Origin of the sequence: Streptococcus canis, from assembly GCF_900636575.1 — a bacterium.
Classification (GTDB): domain Bacteria; phylum Bacillota; class Bacilli; order Lactobacillales; family Streptococcaceae; genus Streptococcus; species Streptococcus canis.
In genome coordinates this window covers 803,543-822,948 of record NZ_LR134293.1, presented here as the reverse complement: position 1 = coordinate 822,948, position 19,406 = coordinate 803,543, and the positions used below count along the sequence as shown (strand labels likewise).

The following is a 19,406-nucleotide window of genomic DNA, read 5'->3' as shown; positions in this document are numbered from 1 at the left end:
CTAACTCCAATCTTTACTTTGAATAATAATCAAGTAGCTACTTGGCAAACTAACTGTAATCGGTCGATGGATAAAGGCATTACTGGAATAGATTTTCTTTTTGAAAAAATGATCCTGCGTCAACTCAAACTTAGCGCCAGTAATGGTTAGGTCAGCCTCCCCCTCTGCCATGAAAGCTACATAGGTCATTCCTTCTTCTTGATGAATAAGGTGTCGACCTGCCGGTCGGTAGGTCAGCATATTTTGTTGGTCACGCAAGGCAATTTGACTCATAAAAGGAGCAATATCAGGGTCACTTGGCAAAAAAATATTGGATAAGAGGTGATCCATTCGACCCCCAAAAGCACCGAAAATAGTTACTTCTGCCTCAGGGAAACGTGCAAAGACCTCTTTAAGGGCTAATTCCGTATCCGTGTCATCTTTTTCTGGATGAGCAATAATGAGGAGCTCTGCCTTCTCTTTTATATCCGTAAACGTTTCTTGGGAAACCGAATCAAAATCACCAACAGCCATATTCAGAGGAAGCCCATTTTCTAATAAAAACAGACTCCCTCTGTCAATGCCAACAAAATAATCAAAGTCACGGCTGATATAAGAGAGATCTCCTCCCGCAAAAAGGGCAACTTTAGCCATTCAAGGCCGCCCTTAAGGTCTGTACTTGGCTCACTAGGTCACTGGCCTTGAAAAGGTATGAACCTGCCACAAAGACATTGGCTCCTGCTTGGTAGCAGGCATGGATAGTGTTGTTATCTACCCCACCGTCAACTTCAATGTCAAAGGATAGTCCTTTTTCATCTCGCCATTTAGCCACGGTGGCCACTTTTTCTAAACATTCTGGGATAAAAGCCTGACCACCAGACCCTGGATTGACTGTCATTATCAACACTTGGTCAACCAAGTCGAGGAGGGGTTCAAGAGCTGTTACAGGGGTACCAGGATTAATGACTACTCCTGCCTTCATGCCAGCTGCCTTGATTTTTTGAAGAGCTCCATGACCATGACGGGTGCTCTCTGTATGAATGGTCATGATGTCGGCACCAGCTTGAGCAAAGGCCTCAATATAACGTTCTGGGTCAACTACCATTAGATGACAATCAAATACCAATTTGCTGTGCTTTCTCATGCTTGCCACCACATCAGCACCAAAACTGATATTAGGGACAAATTGACCGTCCATAATATCAATGTGGACATATTCAGCATCTGTTTCTTCAATACGAGCTAATTCAGAAGCAAAATTAGCGTAATCAGCTGCTAGAATAGATGGGGCAATTTTTAGAGTTGACATGGGGAATTCCTACTTTCTTTTAATTACTTTTTTGTATGTTTCACGACGATTTTCAATTTCACTGAGAAATTGCAGGTAATGCTCATAGCGAACTGGCCACAAGTCTCCTGATTCCAGCGCAGCTTTGACTGCACATTTGGGTTCGTGGGTATGGGTACAAGACCTAAACTTACACTCATGGCTCAGTCGGCGCAGCTCTGGAAACGATTCGTTCAAATCTTCAGCATTATCAATATCATAGTCTAATGATGAAAAACCTGGCGTATCCGCGATTTTTCCGCCATGGGTATTATAAAAACTAACAGCTCGGGTGGTATGTCGACCACGCCCTAGGCTATCTGAGATTTCTCCGGTTTCAAGAGCCAATTCTGGAGCAATTCGGTTGAGGAGGGTCGATTTTCCAACCCCTGTTTGGCCCATAAAAACAGTGATGTTATCTGCTAACAACGGCAATAATTCTTCCAAACTGGTCACAAAATCATAACCAATCTCCTGATACCGTCGACCAGTAGCCTCAATCTCCTCTGCACTGTCCAAAAGATCCATTTTGGAAATATAAATCACTGGATGAATGGCTTTGTGTTCGAGCAAGATGAGGAAACGGTCTAGGAGATTACTGTTAAATTCTGGCTCTTTAGCAGACATGATGACGACCGCTTGGTCAATATTGACGATAGGAGGCCTGACCAAACTATTTTTACGGGCATGGATAGCCAAGACATAACCTTCAGAATTGTCCTCTGCTGAAAAATCCACGATGTCTCCAACGTAGGGTGTCTGTCCCCGTTTTCTAAAATTGCCACGCGCCCGTGTTTGATATACTTGTCCTTCTGACTCAACGTAGTAAAAACCAGCCAGAGATTTAATGATTGTGCCTTGCAACTGTGCTCCTTTTCCCTACTATAATAGTTTCATTATATCAGAAAACCGCTCCCAATTCAGCATTTGACTATAAGTTTCCTGCAAGTTATCCCCTTTGCATTAAGCACGGCAGGTCCAAATAAGAGGTGAGACCTCCAAGATTTTTTAATAATCAGAATTTCCAAGACAAAGATTTTGCTCTTGAATCTTTTTTGTGTTATAGTTCTCTAGGTAACTATTTTGTTTTCTGAAAATATAATATTTCATGAGATAAAGATCAGTTCACTAATGATAATTATTTTTTGAGATAGGAGATAATATGAATTCTAAGAAAACCTTTGATATTCATGGAAAAGAGTATAACCGTACCGCTATGGTCATGCTCTTGTTGATCGCTACTTTTGCAGGAGTGCTAAACCAAACCAGCCTTGGAACCGCTATTCCTACCTTAATGACCAGTTTCAAGATTAACTTGGCTACTGCCCAACAGGCTACTACTTGGTTTCTATTAGCAAACGGGATTATGATTCCGGTGTCAGCTTATTTAACCACACGTTTTTCAACTAAGTGGCTCTATGTCACCGCCTATGCTATTTTGATTTCTGGACTTTTAATAACTGCCTTCGCGCCGACAGATAATTGGACGCTTTTTCTTTTTGGACGTATTATTCAAGCTTCTGCTGTTGGTATTACCATGCCCTTAATGCAGGTAGTGATGGTTAATATTTTCCCAGCTGAACAACGTGGTGCAGCTATGGGCCTAAATGGACTTGTCGTTGGTCTCGCACCAGCCATCGGCCCTACTTTTGCTGGGTGGATTTTGAAACACGATCTTGTCTTGCTAGGCATTCACTTATCTTGGCGCGCCATCTTTATCTTGCCCTTGCTTATTTTAACACTAGCCTTTTTAGCGGCACCTTTTGTCATCAAAGATGTGATTGCTAATCGTGACATGACGCTAGATATGCCTTCCCTAATGTTATCCATTTTAGGTTTCGGAAGCTTCCTTTGGGGCTTCACCAATGTGGCTAATAATGGCTGGGGAAATCTCACTATGGTGATATTACCTATCCTTATTGGGGCCGCCGTTATTGCCCTCTTTATCCACCGTCAATTACAGCTTGACGTCCCCTTCCTTGATGTCCGTGTTTTTAAAGTCAAACAATTTTCTATCACTACTGCGGCCATTACTTTATCCATGATGGCTATGATGGGAGTTGAAATGATGCTCCCCTTGTATTTGCAAAATGTTCATGGTCTGTCAGCGCTTGATTCTGGTTTAGCACTATTACCTGGGGCTCTTATGATGGGGCTTGTTAGCCCGATTGCTGGTCGTGTTTATGACAAGGTTGGCGCCCGCCGAATGGCTCTCGTCGGTTTTAGTATTCTAGCTATCGGTACCATTCCTTTCATCTTCTTGACAGCAACCACACCAGACCACTTTATCACGCTCATGTATGCCATTCGTATGTTTGGGATTGCCACGGTCATGATGCCCTTGACTGCTTCTGCTATGAGTGCCCTACCACCACATGAAGCAGCTCACGGGACAGCAGCCAATAACACTGCTCGTCAAATTGCTTCTGCCATCGTTGTCGCCCTCCTCTCAAGCGTGACCCAAAATGTCATCAATACCAACAAACCAGCTAAACTATTACTAACCAATGACCCTCTGGCCTATGCCTCTAAAATGATTGATGCCAGTTTAAAAGGTTTCCAAACCTCGTTTACCATTGGCCTTATCTTTGCTTTACTAGGGATTATTGTTGCCCTTTTCCTCAGAAAAGGCAAACACATTGAAATAGAAAGGGACTTGTAAGCATGATTATTCTTATTATTGGTTTAGCAACCATTGCTTCTTTTATCAGTTGGATGTTAATTACTAAAGCTCGTACACGATTTTTCTTAGGAATTCTCTCGCTCTTGCTTCTACTTGGCTCTGTTCTTTATTTGACGAACCATTTTATCCACCATACAGGTATGGGCATTGAAACTAAGCATGAGACACAGGCTATTTATTCTGCTGGTGACACCAAAGCTCCTTTTGGCTTATTAATCTATCAACCTATTGGAAAAAGGAGTAACAATCAGGTCTTGATTTACCGAGATAAAGCCTCAGATCCAAAACCAAGCGCTCATTTTATGCCTGATCAAAAACACATGAGCCAAGCCATCAGAAAAGAAGCTCATTATCTTACCACCAATAGTGATGACGCTAAGGTCACAACCACTACCAAACGTTATATCTGGAAGTCCAAACTTGCCAAGGCTATGTTTGGTTTCGCTGGAGAAGAAGGTCAATTACTATCGCAAAAAACCGTGGTAACCATTCCCAAAGACACTTGGTTAGCCTTGACGCAAAAGCAGGCTCAGCAATTAACAACCCTCCTTCCAACAGTAAAAGAAGAGCAAAGCAAGCTAGCACAAAGCAATCCTCAAGCTGCCGCACAACTACAAGAACTCTTGAAAAAAGATTCTAAAACAGCCGCTAAACAGCAAGTTCAAGCCTTAAAAAAAGCTTTGGTCATCACTCCATAAGAAAAACCCCATACCTAGTGCCATGCACAACCAGGTATGAGGCTTTTTTAGTTAGTCATAAAGCAGCCGACTAGCCAGCTACTAACACTAAGAAAACTAAGAGGCAGCCGCCAAACACTAAGAGAAAAGTGACAACCGGCCAAACAAATTTTAACCAGTGAGAATACTTCATGTCCAACATTTGTAGCGTTGCCATGACCAAGCCAGTCGGTGCCAAAAAGAGCATGGCATATTGACCAAATTGATAAGCCATGACCACAATATAGCGGGGGATACCCACAGTGTCCGCTAGTGGGGCAAGAATTGGCATGGATAATACGGCTAAGCCTGAAGAAGAAGGCACGACAAAGCCCAAAAAGAAATAGATCATCATCATGACAATGATGAAAATAGGACCACTGACATGTGAAGCCACTTTTGAGGCCGCAAATAACATGGTATCTGAAATAAGCCCTTGATTAAGGATAATATTAATCCCACGTGCTAAACCAATAATCAAGGACACTCCTATCAAGCTAGCTGCACCATTTACAAATTCGTCAATAACTTCTTTTTCACCAATTCCATTTGGTCCAGTCGCTGTTAAAAACATGATGACAATCGTAATGGCTAAGAAAGAAGAAGCCATTGTCGGGAACCACCAGCCTTGGGACATAACCCCCCAGACCATTAAAGGAAATGATAGTGTAAAAAGAACTAAAATGAGTTTTTGCCTTAGGGTAAAGGCGACCTCTCCTAAGCCCGCCACTAATCCCCATTTTTGATTAAAAGCATCACGGTCTTCATAAGCATAAGAAAAGCGAGGATCTGCCTTGATCTTTTTAGCATACCAGCGGAGATAAGTCACTACAAAAATAGCACCTACAACGCAGCCAATGCTACGCCAACCCAAGCCTTCTGTAAAACTAATACCTGCCGCATTTGAGGCAATCACAGATGAAAAAGGATTAATGGTAGAAAATGAAGTCCCTACTGAACTAGCTAAGAAAATGGCACCCACACAAATAATAGCATCATAGCCCATGGCCAAGAAAACCGGAACAAGAATTGGATAGAAGGCCACTGCCTCTTCTTCAATCCCACAAAGAGTACCGCCCAAAACCATCAGCAAGGACACTAAAAAGACAAGGGTAAATTCTCTTCCCTTGGTTTTTTGCGTTAAAGCAAGTAAACCTGACTCAAAAGCACCACTGCGACGAACAACTCCAATCATTCCCCCTAAAACCATGATAAATACCATAATATCAACAGCTTCTATGGTTCCGTTTACCATACTGGTGGTAATATCAGCAGGACTAGCAGGATTTTGCTGTAATCTTTCGTAAGTATTGGGAACAGAAATCGGTTTACTAATGGCACCTGATGTAAACTCTTCAATGTTAATATGGACACCAAGCTTGTCCAATTCTTTCTGAGTAGCTGCCAGAGTCTCAACCTTTCCAGAAGGTTTGGTAACCACTAATTGAGAGGTTTCTGGCTTGTACAGCAACTTAGCATAAGACCCCGAGGGGACAATATAGGTAGCTAGAACAGAGACAATGGTTAAGATAAATAGTATCGTGAAGGCACCGGGCATGCGAAAACTCTTTGTTACCCTTCCTTCTTTTTTAGTATCACTCATTTTCATATCAATTCTTCCTTTACGATGTGCGGAATATTGTCTGCTTAAGGGCATCAAAAAGGGGGTGAAAATATTGGGGGGCTAACCCTCCTTATTTTCACACCCTGAGGCTTTACTTGGTAATATGGGTACCCGTTTTACCATTTAAAGCGTCTTCTAGACCTTCTAAGGAGGTTATGATAGCTGTTCCTGCCGGATTGTGATCAAGGAAACTCAAGCAAGCTATGATTTTAGGCAGCATACTGCCTTTGGCAAATTCCCCACGATTGACATATTCTATCAGTTCCTTGGTGGTTACCGTTGTCAAACTCTCCTGATTCGCTTTGCCATAGTGAATATAGACATGTTCAACAGCCGTCAGAATAATTAATTGGTCAGCTCCTAATTTCCCAGCTAGCAGAGCACTGGACTGGTCTTTGTCAATAACTGCTGGAACTCCTTGATAGGAACCGTCAGTGGTTTTGATAACAGGAACACCACCGCCACCCCCTGCAATTACCAAGATCCCTGCTTCAATCAGGGTCTTGATACTGGTCAATTCTAAAATATCTTTTGGTGCAGGTGATGCCACCACCCGACGATAGCCACGTCCTGCGTCTTCAACAAAGGTATAACCTTTTTCCGACGCTATTTTTTCAGAGGTTTCTTTATCATAAAAACGACCAATTGGTTTCGTCAGGTTTTGGAAGGCCGTATCCCTTGGATCAACCTCGATTTGAGTGACAAGGGTGGCTACTTCTTTTGCCATACCTTCTTGACGCAAGGCATTTAATAAACTTTGTTGCAGGTGATAGCCAATATAACCTTGACTCATGGCGCCACATTCTGGGAAAGGAAAAGTCGCCCCTTGACCATGTTCTGCCGCAAGATTCATGCCAAGGTTAATAGCTCCAATCTGAGGCCCATTACCATGACTAATCACCACTTCATGACCTGCTTGAATGAGGGCAACTAGAGATTTAGCTGTCCCTTTAACCAACTCAAGCTGTTCTTCTGGAGAATTGCCCAGGGCATTTCCTCCTAAGGCTACTACGATTTTTGCCATTGGCTTTCCTCCTAATCACCTAAAGTTGCCACCATAACGGCTTTGATTGTGTGCATGCGATTTTCAGCTTCTTGGAAGACAACAGAATGCGGCCCTTCAAAAACCTCGTCAGACACTTCCATTTCCTTTAAGCCATAGTGGTCGTAAATCTCTTTCCCAATTTTGGTATCACTATTATGGAAGGATGGCAAACAATGTTCAAAAATGACATTTGGATTTTGTGTCATGTCAATCATGTCTTGGGTGACACGGTAAGGTTCTAGAAGAGCAATTCTTTCCTTCCAGACGTCATCAGGTTCCCCCATAGAAACCCAGACATCCGTATAAAGGACATCAGAATGAAGAACCCCTTTTGCAATATCATCTGTAATCTCAATAACGGCACCTGTTTTCTTAGCAATGTGTTGACATTTTTCCAAAAGTTTTGGATCAGGACTTAATGCTTTAGGGCAGACCAAATGGTAGGTCATTCCCATAATGGAAGCACCAATCATTAACGCATTGGCCACATTATTACGACCGTCTCCAACATAAGTAAAGTTTATCTCACGATAGGGTTTGTTAAGGCATTCTTTAGCAGTTAAAAAGTCAGCCAAAACTTGGGTTGGGTGATCAGCATCTGTCAAGCCATTCCATACTGGTACCCCAGCATATTCAGCAAGGGTTTCAACGGTTTTTTGAGAGAAGCCGCGGTATTCAATCCCATCATACATGCCTCCAAGAACCCGAGCGGTGTCTTTGGCAGTTTCTTTTTTACCCATTTGACTACCAGTTGGTCCAAGGTAAGTCACACGGGCACCTTGGTCATAAGCTGCTACTTCAAAGGCACAGCGGGTGCGGGTAGAATCTTTTTCAAAGATGAGAGCGATGTTTTTACCAACCAATCGCTGTTGTTCGACACCTGCGTATTTGGCCCGTTTTAAATCTTCGGAAAGATTTAAAAGAAATTCGACTTCCTGAGTTGTGAAATCCAATAAGGTTAGAAAATTACGGTGACGTAGATTTTTCATTGCTTATTACCTCCTTTTTATTTATACTTATAATATAGTTAGCGCTTTCACAAATCCTCAATTTTACTCACAAATCTTCAAAAGATATTTTTTAGGAAGTCTCTATGCTCGATATTTTAACCAAAAATCATGTGGAAAGACGGCAACGAATTATGATTGCCGCCATCACTATTGCCTTAGCTGCCCAAATTTATATTTCTGTCATTACCGACGGTTTTATCCTAACCTTGTCGCTTTTTATTTTGCCAGTTTTTCTTTATTTTAACGATGATGTCAATCCTTTTCACATTTGTCTAGGCATTGCCCTTGTCTCTCCTATATTTAGAGGAATGATATTGACACTGGTCGGTGATGCCTCCTTTTTTAAAATTATAGAGTTTGTCTTTACCGACATGGTTTTTTACTTATGCTATGGCTCTTGTTTTTACATGTTATATTGGAAACGTTCCTATCGCCATAAAGGGACTTTTTTTCTAGCCATCATCATTTGTGATTATTTATCCAATATTTTGGAAATCAGCCTTCTCCTTAATTTTCAAAACTATACGGTTAAAACCTTTCAAATCCTTTTTCTGACAGCCCTCATTCGAGCCTTCGTCAGTTGTACTCTGGCCTATACTTATCGCTACCTGACCCTCTTGTTACTCAAAGAATACCACGAGCAACGCTACTATTATTTCATTTGGTCAACGTCCGCTGTCAAAAGTGAAGTTTATTTTATGCAAAAAAACATTCTTGAGATTGAAAACATCATGAAGAATGCCTACCTCTTAAATAAGGAATTAGAAAAACTGCAATTACCACAACACTACCAACATTTGTCCTTAGACATTGCAAGAGACGTCCATGAAATCAAAAAAGATTACCAAAATGTTATTAAAGGATTGGGGACTTATTTTAGCGTGGAAAATGAGTCCAGCATGCTTCTCAAAGACATTTTTCGGATTGCCTTGTCCTATGTTCGGAGTCTCATTCAAGCCCACCAGCAAGATATTATCATTACCGAACACCTTCAAAGCAAGATGACCGTTTCCAACTATTATTTTCTGTTGACGGTTATCTCTAATATTGTTCTAAACGCTGTGGAAGCTATCGGCGCTCAGAAAAAAGGAACCATTGTGGTCACTACCGAGGAAAACGGCCAAATGCTTCGCATTATCATTAGTGATAACGGCCCTGGTATTTCTGATAAAATGAAACCTCACATTTTTCAACCCGGCTTTTCAACAAAATTTGATGTCAATGGCGATATTTACCGCGGAATTGGGCTTTCCAATGTCAAGACAATCGTTGAAGAACAATTTAATGGGAGCATTTCTTGTTCAGATACCCTACCCAAAGGAGCTACTTTCACGATTACCTTGAGCAAAGAGCAGTTAATAAATGGAGTGAGCAAATGAAATTTTATATTATTGATGACGATCCTTCGATAACAATGATTCTCCAAGACATCATTGAGGCAGATTTTAACCACACCATCTGTAAAACAACGACAAACTCTAGAGAAGCTTACAATGATTTACTGGTTTCTGATGTTGATATTGTCCTTATTGACTTATTAATGCCCAAGCTTGATGGGGTAACCTTAGTAGAGAAGATTCATCAAAGCCGACCAAGTTTAAAGTTTATTATGATTTCTCAAGTCAAAGATGAAACACTACGCCAAAATGCTTATAAAGCTGGCATTGAATTTTTTATTACTAAACCCATTAATATCGTTGAAGTTCGATCAGTCGTGTCCAAAGTCAAAGAAAGTATTGAAATGGAAGCCAAATTAAAGCTAATCCAAGAACTTCTAGGACCCTCCTTAGCTAAAGAAACACAAGACACCATGGCAGCACGACAGCTTGACAAAATTCAGTCCATGCTATCTTACTTAGGGATTACAGCTGAAGCCGGTTATACTGATATTATGACCATCTGTAACCTCATGCTAGAATATACCATTTCCTTTGAACAGATTGATTTTGAAAAACACCTATCCCTAGATGCCCATGCTCAAAAAATTATGCTGCAACGAGTACGGCGAGCCGTCAAAAAAGCAATGGTGAACATTGCTCATCTGTGTATCAATGATTTTGAAAATGACATCTCACTCCAATATGCCAATGCCCTTTTTGGCTATCAAAATATCCACCTTGAAATGCAAGTTATTCAAAAACAAGGTTTACAAGGTGGGAAAGTCTCCCTACGAAAATTTTTTGACGAATTGATTGTTCAAAGCCATAATGCCTTGTTCACTTAGCAACAAACACAGGACACTTGGAAACAAAAAAGCTTCCCAAATAACTGGGAAGGTTGTTTATAATCCAACGTCTTTTAAAGCGTCAGCTAATTTTCCAAAATCTTGAATAGACAAGGCCTCACCACGAATAGAGGGCTTGATATTTGCTAGTGCCAGACCTTTTTCAAGTTTGGCTTTACTGTCTTCAGACTTACCAAAATGGCTGGTCAAGTTATTCCACAAGGTCTTGCGACGGTGGACAAAGCTGAGACGAGACACCCTGAAAAAGAAATCTTCGTCCTTAACCTCAATCAAAGGCTGGTCGCGACGCACCATTTTGAGGATAGCACTATCGACATTTGGAGCAGGTACAAAGACGGTGCGCGGCACAATGAAGGCAACCTTAGCCGTCATGTAATACTGCACCGCAATAGACAAGGAACCATAAGCTTTGGTATTTGGCTCAGCAGAAATACGGTCTGCCACTTCACGTTGCATCATGACTACAAATTCTTGGAATGGAATCTTACTCTCAATCAAGTGCATGAGGATAGGTGTGGTAATGTAGTAAGGCAGGTTAGCCACCACCTTGATAGGCAGATCAGGATTTTTAAACTGCTTGATTTGGGTCTGCAAATCAGCCTTTAAAATATCTTGGTTAACCACCTGCACATTATCAAAATCACGCAGGGTGTCTGCCAAAATTGGTACCAAGCGGTCATCAATCTCAAAAGCCATCACTTCGGCAGCATTTTCTGCCAAAAATTCTGTCAAAGCCCCGATTCCAGGACCAATTTCAATAACGTTGACCGACTGATCAATCTCAGCTGTGTCAACAATTTTCTGTAAAATATTAGTGTCGGTCAAAAAGTTCTGACCAAAAGACTTCTTAAAGGTAAACCCGTGACGATCAAGGACAGCCTTGGTCACGCTATAATCTGCAATACGCATCATGTTAGTTCTTTCTATTTCAAATCGTCAAAATAATAAGGGGTTAGAAACTCAGTTTCTTCAATCAGTCGCTGACACCGCTAATAGGTACGTACGATAGGATTCAACAACTGGACAAGGTAGCGGTAAGAAATCATCTATTTCTTAAGCATCAACAAGGTGGCACAACTTGGTCTGCAAAGAAATACCATCAGCATTCAAATATGAATCCTCCACAAATTCAGCTAAATAGCTTTGCCATTTTTCCTTGTTCATTGGCCTTTCGGAAATCTAAAAGTCAGGCTGCCTAACCAGTAAAATCACTTCATCATAGGAAGAGTAATCCTAATCATCTGATTCAAAGTGGTTGCAAAACAAACACTTGACACCATGTCCTTTATTCCCCATAGACTCCCATCACTTCTTCTACTTCTGCTAGGGTAATGCCAAATAATTCGAGACGCTTGAGCAGTTGTTTGCCGTTGGCATAGCCGATGCGGAGCTTTTCACTCAAGTACTCCCTACGTTTACGGCTATCTGCCGCCATTAAAAGGCCTAGACGAATCAGGTCTGCTTGGCTAATGTCAAAATAAGACTCATCATCATATTGCTGGGTGACCTGAGTAAGCGCCTTTTGGAGATCCTCAAAATTGGCATGTTCAACACCTAAGGAACGACCCTTAGTCTTAGAACTTGGGACAGCCTCATTTCGGTTTAAAAAGGCGTGACGAGCTGTTGGCACAGCTGCCATAATGAGCTTGCGAATACGCTCACCGTTATAATCTGGGTCTGTCAAAACGATGACGCCACGCAAGTCGTTAAGCCGATCAATCCGTTCTAAATCTTCTTCCGTAATGGCAGATCCTCTGGTCTCATAGGTGTCTACATTGTAAAAACGGCGGAGGTTAGCCGTGTCGTCCTTACCTTCTACAACAAGTACCTCTTGAATATTAATTTTTTCAGTCAAGCTTGAATACCCTCTTTGCATTAGCAGTCGTTGCTGCTGCAATTTCTTCCACAGTCATCCCACGTAGCTCTGCGATTTTATCAACCACATAGCGAGTATAGGCTGTATGATTTTGCTTGCCACGTTTTGGCACTGGAGCAAGATAAGGGGCATCTGTTTCTACCAAAATCTTATCCAAAGGCAAGTGCTGCGCTGCCTCTTGAATATCAAGAGCCTTTTTGAAAGTGACTACACCTGAAAAGGAAATCATCATGCCAAGTTCAATAAAACGCTCAGCCATCGCAAGCGAACCTGAGTAAGAATGCATAACACCTCCACGAGGGCCAACACCAGCTGCTTTGATGACCTCATAGGTATCTTCTAAAGCATCGCGGGTATGCACCACAAAAGGCAGGTCGTGATCTTTTGCTAATTGCATTTGGCGGTTAAAAACCTCTATTTGTACCTCTTTTGGGTCCTCCATCCAATAATAGTCTAAGCCAATTTCACCTAGAGCAATCACTTTGGGATGTGATAATTGAGAAACAATAGATTCCTCAACAGCCTGTGAATAGGATCCCGCTTCTGTGGGGTGCCAACCAATCGTCGCATAAACATTAGGATACTTGTCTGCAAGAGCCAGTGCTCCTTCAATGGTAGCCTGATCAAAGCCAACCACGTTGTGATAGGCTACACCCATGCCTTGGGCCAAAGCCAACTCTTCCGCTTCATGTCCTTGAAATTCTGCTACATTCAAATGGGTATGGGTATCAAAAATAGCCAGATGTTCTACTTTATTTATCATAGTTTTATTATAACACAAAGAGTTGATACATATGTTAAAACTTGGCAGCTTTTAAGAGACTAAAAAAGATTCCTAGGAGACTGTCCTCATTGCTTATGGCTTTCGGGGGAGAGTGAAAGATAGCATTAACCCAACAAGAGCAAGACCTGAAATGACCTGATAGGTAAACCGAAACCCCTGTTCTAAGGTTACTTTTGTTCCCATAAGGCTAATCGCTGTCCTAGTGGCTACAAAAAGTTGTCGCGTAGCACTATTCATGGCACTTCATGGCACTTCCATGAGGAATTAACCTTATCGGCAGAGCATTCATGGCACTAGTCGTTAGTGGGGTGCAGTGCCGTTACATATAACTTTTCACTTGAAAAACAGGTTGTGTAACAAGTTGATACAGGAATCATTATCCCATTGACCAACATGAAGATAGTGGTTAACCATTGAGCCCTATCCAAAGACAGATCAAAAGAAGCCATGATGCCTGGGAGAGCTGTTGTTAATAAGGTTTGGTTTAATAAGGCAACAAATACCCCCAACATCATGAACAAAACCGTCCAATAACGCTGTGTCCTACTTAGTGCCATAGATAATTCCCCTTTCAATTCTTTTTGCTTGAAAAGAAAACAAGTTTCATTTACAATACTCCTATCCTATATTACTATATAGTGCTATATAGTGCTATATCAATTCTTTCACCTTGCCTAGTTAAGAGCCTTCCTAACTAAGAAAAATCCTTGGCTAAGCTAACACTCATTGCACTAGAAACGGAGATAGCTCATGATTAACTTCAAGAAAACAGCCCTCGTTTTAATTGATTTGCAAAAAGGCATCTTAGAAATGCCTACAGCTCCTCACTCAAAAAGAACCGTTCTTTCAAATGCTCAAACGATGGTTGACCTTTTCCGCCAAAATGACGCCTTTATCGCCTTTGTCCGAGTTCAATTCCACGATGGCAAGGACAAGCTAGCTCCCAATGCCATCATGGACCTTCCTGGTAAGAAACCTTCTGCTACTTTTAGCGATTTCGCCGATGAACTAGGTGTTACTAAAACAGACTATGTGATTAATAAACGCGGTTTCAGTGCTTTCTTTGGAACTGATTTAGATTTACAACTCCGTCGTCGTGGCATTGATACTATTGTGCTAGGAGGTATTTCTACCCATGCAGGGGTTGATACAACAGCCCGTGATGCATATCAATATAACTATGACCAATATTTTCTTACAGATATGATGGCTGCTGCCACTGCTGAATTGCACGATTTTCCAATCAAACACCTTTTTCCGTTGATGGGGCAGCCCATGACCACCCAAGACTTCTTGGATACTCTAAACTGCTAAGCTTTTACGACTAACTAAAGAAATGGTCAACCACCCTTTTCTGATCTATGTTATACTAATAAGTAGTTAGCCCTTTAAGGAGTGTACCCATACCATGTCTAGAAATCACCGACTCATTACTAAAATCGAAGCTGCCTTGGACCACATGACCAGCTTGGAAAAAAGCATTGCGCAATTTTTTATCACAACTGACTTAACCCCCGAAGAATTAACAGCCTCCCAAATGACTAAACGGTTACACGTTTCTCAGGCAGCCCTGACGCGTTTTGCTAAAAAATGCGGTTTTACTGGTTATCGCGCCTTTGCCTTTGATTACATTCATGGTCTCCAAGAAGCCGAAGATAATTTCCAATCCATCAATTTAGAATTAACCAAAAGGGTCTTGATGGATTATGATGCTCTGATCAACAAGACATACGACCTGGTTGATGAAGAAAAATTACTACCTTTGGCCAACTTGATTGACAGGTCTGATCGTGTGTACTTCTTTGGAAAGGGTTCCTCTGCACTCGTCGCTCAAGAAATGAAACTACGGTTCATGAGACTTGGTTTCATCTGCGATGCCTATTCCGATACAGATGGCTTCATCTGGGCCAATAGTCTCGTTAACGACAACTGTCTTGTCTTTGGTTTTTCATTATCTGGTAAGACAAGCTCTGTGATTAAAGCCCTCCATCAAGCCAGCCAACGTGGAGCTAAAACCATCTTATTGACGACAGATACCGAAACTGACTTTGGTGAGATTTTCGATGTGATTCACGTATCGTCTACCCATCAGTTGAACTACGGTAATCGTGTATCCCCCCAATTTCCCCTCCTTATCATGATGGACATCATCTATGCTTATGTCTTAGCCATCGATAAACCGCATAAGGAGAAAATCTTTAAAGACACCATTATTGCTGAAGACAAAAAACATCTTTAGGAGAAGACAAAGAGAGACTGTTTGTCACAGTCTCTCTTTATTTTTATAGACGGTTTAGCTCTAGCCTTCCATGTGAAAAAGGTACTTGTTATTGAGACTAATCTTCTTTTTCAAGCAGTTGATTAATTTCTTGACTGTATAAGATAGCTTTTCCGCCATAAATAGCCTGAATACCATTTTTAACGTCTAAGACAGCAGTCGCACCAAGGGCTGTTAAAAGGTCTTTATTAACCTGCTGACTGTCAACAAGTGACACTCTCAACCGAGTTGCACAGGCAGTGACATCTTCAATATTAAATTTCCCTCCCAACGCTTCAATAATGGTTAGAGATTGCTCATGCAAAGTGGTAGCTGAAGAATGTCCTGTTCCTGCTACTGGTTTTTCAGCTGAGTCAGTTTGAGTAAGCATTCCTGGGATAGCTACCTTAAAGTGAGTAACACAGTATTTAAAGACAAGGTAATAAACCATGAACCAGACCACACCAACAGGAAGAACCAAAAGCCAATTGGTATGACTATTCCCTTGAAAAACTCCAAAGATCAAAAAGTCAATCAATCCTCCTGAAAAAGAATTTCCAATACGAATAGATAACAAATCTGCCACAAGGAAAGAACAGCCATCAAGAAAGGCATGAATAACATATAACCACGGTGCCACAAATAAAAAGGAAAACTCAATTGGCTCTGTAATCCCTGTTAACAAAGACGTCAAGGCACTACTTGAATAAAAACTCCCAAATTTTTTGCGATTGGTTTTTGGAATCGAGTGGTACATGGCCAAGCAGGCTGCTGGCAAGCCAAACATCATTGTTGCAAAGCGACCTGCAAAGAAACGTGTTCCATAGGTAAATAGACCACTGTGACGAGTATCAGCTAATTGAGCAAAGAAAATATTTTGTGCCCCTTCAATTGTTTTACCAGCTACAACTTCTGTGCCTCCCAAAGAAGTGTACCAGAACATCGGATAAATCGTATGGTGTAAACCAACAGCACCTGTTAGACGGAGAAAGAAGCCATAAAGGAAGGTTCCAAAACTTCCCATATCTGCAATCTTTTCTCCAAAAACCACTAAAAGCTGTTGAATCGGAGGCCAAATCACATAAAAAATACTACCAATCGCAATCGCTGCGAAAGCTGACACAATCGGGATAAAACGTGATCCGCCAAAGAAACCTAAAAAGGCAGGTAATTCTATCTTACGATAACGATTATGTAAACTAGCAACCACTAATCCGATAACCAAAGCTCCTAGAACCCCAGTATCAATTGTTGCATCTTTAGCAGCGAATAAGGCAAGATAGCCACTAATTGTTGCTGTAAAGACAAGGTAGGCAACCCCGCCAGACAATCCTGCTGTTCCCTTATCACCATTTGCAAGTCCAACAGCCACACCAATAGCAAAAATAAGGGCGATATTGGCAAAAACGGCATTACCAGCAGTGCTCATAATTGTAAAAATTGCCTGCAACCACCCTTGATTTAAGACAGGAAATTGAGCAATAGCGTTACTATTAGATAAGGCTCCACCGATACCCAACAACAAACCAGCTACTGGTAAAATCGAAATTGGCAGCATGAATGCCTGCCCCAATTTTGAAAACTTTTTAAAATCCATTACGTTTACTCCTCCTTAAGCGCTTCAATAAAACGCTCTGCAATTTCTTTAGGTCTTGTGATGGCACCGCCAACAACAATACCTGCAACCCCTATCTCATTAATTTTCTTGGCTTCTTCTGGGGAATGAATCTTCCCTTCAGCAATAACCGCAATGCCTTCTTTGCAAAGAGCTGCTATCAATGCCACATCAGGACCTGCTTCTTGACGACTATATGGGGTATAACCTGAGAGCGTCGTTCCAACAAAATCAACACCAGCCTTGGCAGCTGCTACTCCTTCTTCAAGGGTACTAATATCTGCCATTAAAAGCTGACTGGGGTATTTTTCCTTAACTTGTCGAATAAAACTAGCAATATCCAAACCATCATGTCGATCACGTTTGGTACAGTCCATGGCAATCACTGCGATGTTTAAGGCAGCTAATTGGTCCACTTCAGTCATCGTTGCCGTGATAAAAGGCTCTTGCGGTGGGTAATCTTTCTTAATAATACCAATAATCGGTAAATCTGTTAGGGCTTGAATTTCTTTAATATCCCTAACCGAATTGGCTCTGATGCCAACAGCACCAGCTTCTTGAGCAGCTTTTGCCATCAATGGCATAATACCCCCAGTCTCTGAATAGAGGGGCTCCCCTGGCAAAGCCTGACAAGAAACAATAATCCCACCCTTCAGCTGCTCCATCAGCTTTTCTTTGGTTAGTTTATCAGACATAGCTTCTACTCCTTGTATTCTTATTTTGTAATCAAGAGGACATTCACAAATTTATTATAACAATAATTAAAGCGTTTTCGATGCCTGTCAAGCGTTTAGAAACCACTTTCATTTTTTTCTCAAAATTCCCATTTTTTTGAATTTGTTTTCAGAGCGTTAAAAAAGCGCCATTAACGCCCTGATAAACCAAAACGTGTCCTGCATTCTTTTCTAATAAACGTGGTGAGAAAGGTTTCTGATAACAGTAAATATCAAGGGCAGGCTGACAAACAAAAAACCAAGAGCCTCGAGCACTCTTGGTTTACTTTAATTGTATTCTTTGCAATTAAGCTGATAATACTTTACGTCCTTTACGACGACGTGCAGCAAGCACGCGACGTCCGTTTTTAGTTGACATACGGTGACGGAACCCGTGTTTACGTTGACGACGGATTTTACTTGGTTGATAAGTACGTTTCACAGTGAATACCTCCTCATAGATTTTGTATTCGTTTAGCCGGCTATTTGTGATATCAGTTACTAAACATACCATAATATTTTATAAGAAATCACACTGCTTGTCAAGGTATATTTCCCATTTGTTTTGGCAACTGCTTTTTTCTACCTACCTTTGCCTTTCCCGCAATTTTTGATTGATAGCTTGACTGCTACGATAATTCAAGACGTAAATGCAAAGCCAAATAATGAGATAGATGAACGAAAATTCTAGGAAAAAACCTAGATATTCTTGCGGCGATAGCCAATGATTATAGGTATTCATGGCAAAAACAATAAGAACCGTGGTTAAAAAATGACAAGCACTTTTTTGCAAGAATGACCAGTTCTCAATATCATAATAGAGTGAAGCTAGTCCCATCAAACCACTAAAAACTAAACAGGATACCATTTTTGAGGCGGTTTGAGTTTTGATCCCTGCGACCATTAAAGAAAGACTATAAATGATCCCCCCTATACCGACACCATAGAAATACATGTGAATGACTTTTTTCATTTTTTCTCCCTCACAATCCTCATTTTTCTTCTAGATTTTTCACGTAACGACGGCTAATGACCATTTTGGTCCTGTTGGTTAAAATAGCTAGCATATTGCCAGAAAAAGAAGCTTCCATCATCTGCAAGTAATCCAAATGAATCAAAGCCTGTTTGGATACTTGAATAAATTGATCAGTGGGTAAACGGTCCTTCATCTTGTACAGGCGTTCCCGCATGCGGTAGGAGTTATCTCTAGTCATGAGAGTCCCCATCAACTTGGAGGGCAATAATCTCCTCTATTTTCAGCAAATAAATGTCGTCATCGGACTTAACCGCAATAACATCTATTTTCATGACTTGAACGTTTCCAAATAGACTAGCAAATCTGACACTTCTCTATCATACTTGTGCTTTCTCAATAGTCAAAACCAAATCGTTCTGCGCTTTGTTTTCTTTAAATAGCCACTTCATCGCTAATCCCCTTCATTTCTTTCTTACCCACACCATCTCAAAAAATGGATGCTCTGAGGGCAACTGTCAGCTAAGAGGTTCCATTTTTGAGGTAAGCGGTTCAAATG

At 41.2% G+C, this 19,406-nt stretch carries 22 protein-coding genes; 6 read left to right on the top strand and 16 right to left on the bottom strand.

Annotation, left to right across the window (positions count from 1 at the left end):
* Genes EL097_RS04280 through rsgA form a run of 3 tightly spaced genes read right to left on the bottom strand, consistent with a single transcriptional unit; the run spans window position 1 to window position 2,170 of the window.
* A complete protein-coding gene (locus EL097_RS04280) occupies window positions 1–633 on the bottom strand; it encodes a thiamine diphosphokinase (RefSeq protein ID WP_003045338.1) in 633 nt (210 codons plus the stop codon).
* Complete coding sequence (gene rpe / locus EL097_RS04275; RefSeq protein ID WP_003045340.1) at window positions 626–1,288, bottom strand: ribulose-phosphate 3-epimerase; 663 nt, start codon at window positions 1,286–1,288, stop codon at window positions 626–628. The genes EL097_RS04280 and rpe overlap by 8 nt, the downstream gene beginning before the upstream one ends.
* Window positions 1,289–1,297: 9 nt before the next feature.
* Window positions 1,298–2,170: a ribosome small subunit-dependent GTPase A gene (gene rsgA / locus EL097_RS04270; protein WP_093998885.1), complete on the bottom strand. Its 873-nt coding sequence runs from the start codon at window positions 2,168–2,170 to the stop codon at window positions 1,298–1,300.
* A gap of 298 nt (window positions 2,171–2,468) precedes the next feature.
* Between rsgA and EL097_RS04265 the strand changes: the two genes are divergently transcribed.
* Together EL097_RS04265 and EL097_RS04260 are read left to right on the top strand one after the other, a co-directional pair.
* On the top strand, window positions 2,469–3,968 hold the full coding sequence (locus tag EL097_RS04265) for an MDR family MFS transporter (RefSeq protein WP_003045343.1): 1,500 nt from the start codon (window positions 2,469–2,471) through the stop codon (window positions 3,966–3,968).
* Between the two features lie 2 nt (window positions 3,969–3,970).
* Window positions 3,971–4,687: a DUF4811 domain-containing protein gene (locus tag EL097_RS04260; RefSeq protein ID WP_003045345.1), complete on the top strand. Its 717-nt coding sequence runs from the start codon at window positions 3,971–3,973 to the stop codon at window positions 4,685–4,687.
* 70 nt (window positions 4,688–4,757) lie between these two features.
* Here the strand turns inward: EL097_RS04260 and EL097_RS04255 are convergent, their stop codons facing one another.
* The 3 genes from EL097_RS04255 to argF form a co-directional block, all read right to left on the bottom strand.
* Window positions 4,758–6,314: a YfcC family protein gene (locus EL097_RS04255; RefSeq protein WP_003045347.1), complete on the bottom strand. Its 1,557-nt coding sequence runs from the start codon at window positions 6,312–6,314 to the stop codon at window positions 4,758–4,760.
* Window positions 6,315–6,420: 106 nt separating this feature from the next.
* Complete coding sequence (gene arcC, locus EL097_RS04250) at window positions 6,421–7,353, bottom strand: carbamate kinase (protein WP_003045348.1); 933 nt, start codon at window positions 7,351–7,353, stop codon at window positions 6,421–6,423.
* Between the two features lie 11 nt (window positions 7,354–7,364).
* The gene (gene argF, locus EL097_RS04245; protein WP_003045350.1) at window positions 7,365–8,363 is read right to left on the bottom strand and encodes an ornithine carbamoyltransferase; all 999 of its coding nucleotides are present in this window, start codon (window positions 8,361–8,363) and stop codon (window positions 7,365–7,367) included.
* Between the two features lie 104 nt (window positions 8,364–8,467).
* Here argF and EL097_RS04240 point away from each other — a divergent pair, with 104 nt between their 5' ends.
* Entirely contained in the window at window positions 8,468–9,763 is a 1,296-nt protein-coding gene (locus EL097_RS04240; protein ID WP_003045352.1) for a sensor histidine kinase, read from the top strand.
* Window positions 9,760–10,608 carry a DNA-binding domain-containing protein gene (locus EL097_RS04235; RefSeq protein ID WP_003045353.1) on the top strand — a complete coding sequence of 283 codons (849 nt, stop codon included), beginning with the start codon at window positions 9,760–9,762 and terminating at the stop codon, window positions 10,606–10,608. The genes EL097_RS04240 and EL097_RS04235 overlap by 4 nt, the downstream gene beginning before the upstream one ends.
* A 57-nt stretch (window positions 10,609–10,665) precedes the next feature.
* Here the strand turns inward: EL097_RS04235 and rsmA are convergent, their stop codons facing one another.
* The 5 genes from rsmA to EL097_RS04215 form a co-directional block, all read right to left on the bottom strand.
* Window positions 10,666–11,538, bottom strand: a complete 873-nt coding sequence (gene rsmA, locus EL097_RS04230; protein WP_003045355.1) for a 16S rRNA (adenine(1518)-N(6)/adenine(1519)-N(6))-dimethyltransferase RsmA — start codon at window positions 11,536–11,538, stop codon at window positions 10,666–10,668.
* A gap of 376 nt (window positions 11,539–11,914) precedes the next feature.
* Entirely contained in the window at window positions 11,915–12,505 is a 591-nt protein-coding gene (gene rnmV, locus EL097_RS04225) for a ribonuclease M5 (RefSeq protein WP_176693512.1), read from the bottom strand.
* Entirely contained in the window at window positions 12,477–13,268 is a 792-nt protein-coding gene (locus tag EL097_RS04220; protein ID WP_003045361.1) for a TatD family hydrolase, read from the bottom strand. Before EL097_RS04220 ends, rnmV begins: the two co-directional genes overlap by 29 nt.
* A 93-nt stretch (window positions 13,269–13,361) precedes the next feature.
* Window positions 13,362–13,526 (bottom strand): hypothetical protein, encoded by a 165-nt coding sequence (locus EL097_RS10580; RefSeq protein ID WP_003045364.1) that lies wholly within the window; start codon window positions 13,524–13,526, stop codon window positions 13,362–13,364.
* Window positions 13,527–13,582: 56 nt separating this feature from the next.
* Entirely contained in the window at window positions 13,583–13,846 is a 264-nt protein-coding gene (locus tag EL097_RS04215; RefSeq protein ID WP_003045365.1) for a hypothetical protein, read from the bottom strand.
* 193 nt (window positions 13,847–14,039) lie between these two features.
* Between EL097_RS04215 and EL097_RS04210 the strand changes: the two genes are divergently transcribed.
* On the top strand, window positions 14,040–14,603 hold the full coding sequence (locus EL097_RS04210; RefSeq protein WP_003045368.1) for an isochorismatase family protein: 564 nt from the start codon (window positions 14,040–14,042) through the stop codon (window positions 14,601–14,603).
* 94 nt (window positions 14,604–14,697) lie between these two features.
* Window positions 14,698–15,528, top strand: coding sequence for a MurR/RpiR family transcriptional regulator (locus tag EL097_RS04205; protein WP_003045372.1), 831 nt, complete (start codon window positions 14,698–14,700; stop codon window positions 15,526–15,528).
* Window positions 15,529–15,625: 97 nt separating this feature from the next.
* Here the strand turns inward: EL097_RS04205 and EL097_RS04200 are convergent, their stop codons facing one another.
* The 5 genes from EL097_RS04200 to EL097_RS10860 form a co-directional block, all read right to left on the bottom strand.
* Entirely contained in the window at window positions 15,626–17,143 is a 1,518-nt protein-coding gene (locus EL097_RS04200) for a PTS transporter subunit EIIC (protein ID WP_003045374.1), read from the bottom strand.
* Between the two features lie 5 nt (window positions 17,144–17,148).
* A complete protein-coding gene (locus tag EL097_RS04195; protein WP_003045376.1) occupies window positions 17,149–17,856 on the bottom strand; it encodes an N-acetylmannosamine-6-phosphate 2-epimerase in 708 nt (235 codons plus the stop codon).
* 325 nt (window positions 17,857–18,181) lie between these two features.
* Window positions 18,182–18,316 (bottom strand): 50S ribosomal protein L34, encoded by a 135-nt coding sequence (rpmH, locus tag EL097_RS04190; RefSeq protein ID WP_002885866.1) that lies wholly within the window; start codon window positions 18,314–18,316, stop codon window positions 18,182–18,184.
* Between the two features lie 144 nt (window positions 18,317–18,460).
* Window positions 18,461–18,847 carry a DUF3021 domain-containing protein gene (locus tag EL097_RS04185; RefSeq protein WP_003045475.1) on the bottom strand — a complete coding sequence of 129 codons (387 nt, stop codon included), beginning with the start codon at window positions 18,845–18,847 and terminating at the stop codon, window positions 18,461–18,463.
* 19 nt (window positions 18,848–18,866) lie between these two features.
* A complete protein-coding gene (locus tag EL097_RS10860; RefSeq protein WP_223824837.1) occupies window positions 18,867–19,088 on the bottom strand; it encodes a LytTR family DNA-binding domain-containing protein in 222 nt (73 codons plus the stop codon).
* Window positions 19,089–19,406: the final 318 nt, after the last annotated feature.

Excerpts from the sequence above, each read along its gene's own strand:
- EL097_RS04280 (WP_003045338.1), bottom strand. The coding sequence starts at position 633 with ATGGCTAAAGTTGCCCTTTTTGCGGGAGGAGATCTCTCTTATATCAGC.
- rpe (WP_003045340.1), bottom strand. The coding sequence starts at position 1,288 with ATGTCAACTCTAAAAATTGCCCCATCTATTCTAGCAGCTGATTACGCT.
- EL097_RS04265 (WP_003045343.1), top strand. The coding sequence starts at position 2,469 with ATGAATTCTAAGAAAACCTTTGATATTCATGGAAAAGAGTATAACCGT.
- EL097_RS04260 (WP_003045345.1), top strand. The coding sequence starts at position 3,971 with ATGATTATTCTTATTATTGGTTTAGCAACCATTGCTTCTTTTATCAGT.
- EL097_RS04255 (WP_003045347.1), bottom strand. The coding sequence starts at position 6,314 with ATGAAAATGAGTGATACTAAAAAAGAAGGAAGGGTAACAAAGAGTTTT.
- arcC (WP_003045348.1), bottom strand. The coding sequence starts at position 7,353 with ATGGCAAAAATCGTAGTAGCCTTAGGAGGAAATGCCCTGGGCAATTCT.
- argF (WP_003045350.1), bottom strand. The coding sequence starts at position 8,363 with ATGAAAAATCTACGTCACCGTAATTTTCTAACCTTATTGGATTTCACA.
- EL097_RS04240 (WP_003045352.1), top strand. The coding sequence starts at position 8,468 with ATGCTCGATATTTTAACCAAAAATCATGTGGAAAGACGGCAACGAATT.
- EL097_RS04235 (WP_003045353.1), top strand. The coding sequence starts at position 9,760 with ATGAAATTTTATATTATTGATGACGATCCTTCGATAACAATGATTCTC.
- rsmA (WP_003045355.1), bottom strand. The coding sequence starts at position 11,538 with ATGCGTATTGCAGATTATAGCGTGACCAAGGCTGTCCTTGATCGTCAC.
- rnmV (WP_176693512.1), bottom strand. The coding sequence starts at position 12,505 with ATGCAAAGAGGGTATTCAAGCTTGACTGAAAAAATTAATATTCAAGAG.
- EL097_RS04220 (WP_003045361.1), bottom strand. The coding sequence starts at position 13,268 with ATGATAAATAAAGTAGAACATCTGGCTATTTTTGATACCCATACCCAT.
- EL097_RS10580 (WP_003045364.1), bottom strand. The coding sequence starts at position 13,526 with ATGAATAGTGCTACGCGACAACTTTTTGTAGCCACTAGGACAGCGATT.
- EL097_RS04215 (WP_003045365.1), bottom strand. The coding sequence starts at position 13,846 with ATGGCACTAAGTAGGACACAGCGTTATTGGACGGTTTTGTTCATGATG.
- EL097_RS04210 (WP_003045368.1), top strand. The coding sequence starts at position 14,040 with ATGATTAACTTCAAGAAAACAGCCCTCGTTTTAATTGATTTGCAAAAA.
- EL097_RS04205 (WP_003045372.1), top strand. The coding sequence starts at position 14,698 with ATGTCTAGAAATCACCGACTCATTACTAAAATCGAAGCTGCCTTGGAC.
- EL097_RS04200 (WP_003045374.1), bottom strand. The coding sequence starts at position 17,143 with ATGGATTTTAAAAAGTTTTCAAAATTGGGGCAGGCATTCATGCTGCCA.
- EL097_RS04195 (WP_003045376.1), bottom strand. The coding sequence starts at position 17,856 with ATGTCTGATAAACTAACCAAAGAAAAGCTGATGGAGCAGCTGAAGGGT.
- EL097_RS04185 (WP_003045475.1), bottom strand. The coding sequence starts at position 18,847 with ATGAAAAAAGTCATTCACATGTATTTCTATGGTGTCGGTATAGGGGGG.
- EL097_RS10860 (WP_223824837.1), bottom strand. The coding sequence starts at position 19,088 with ATGACTAGAGATAACTCCTACCGCATGCGGGAACGCCTGTACAAGATG.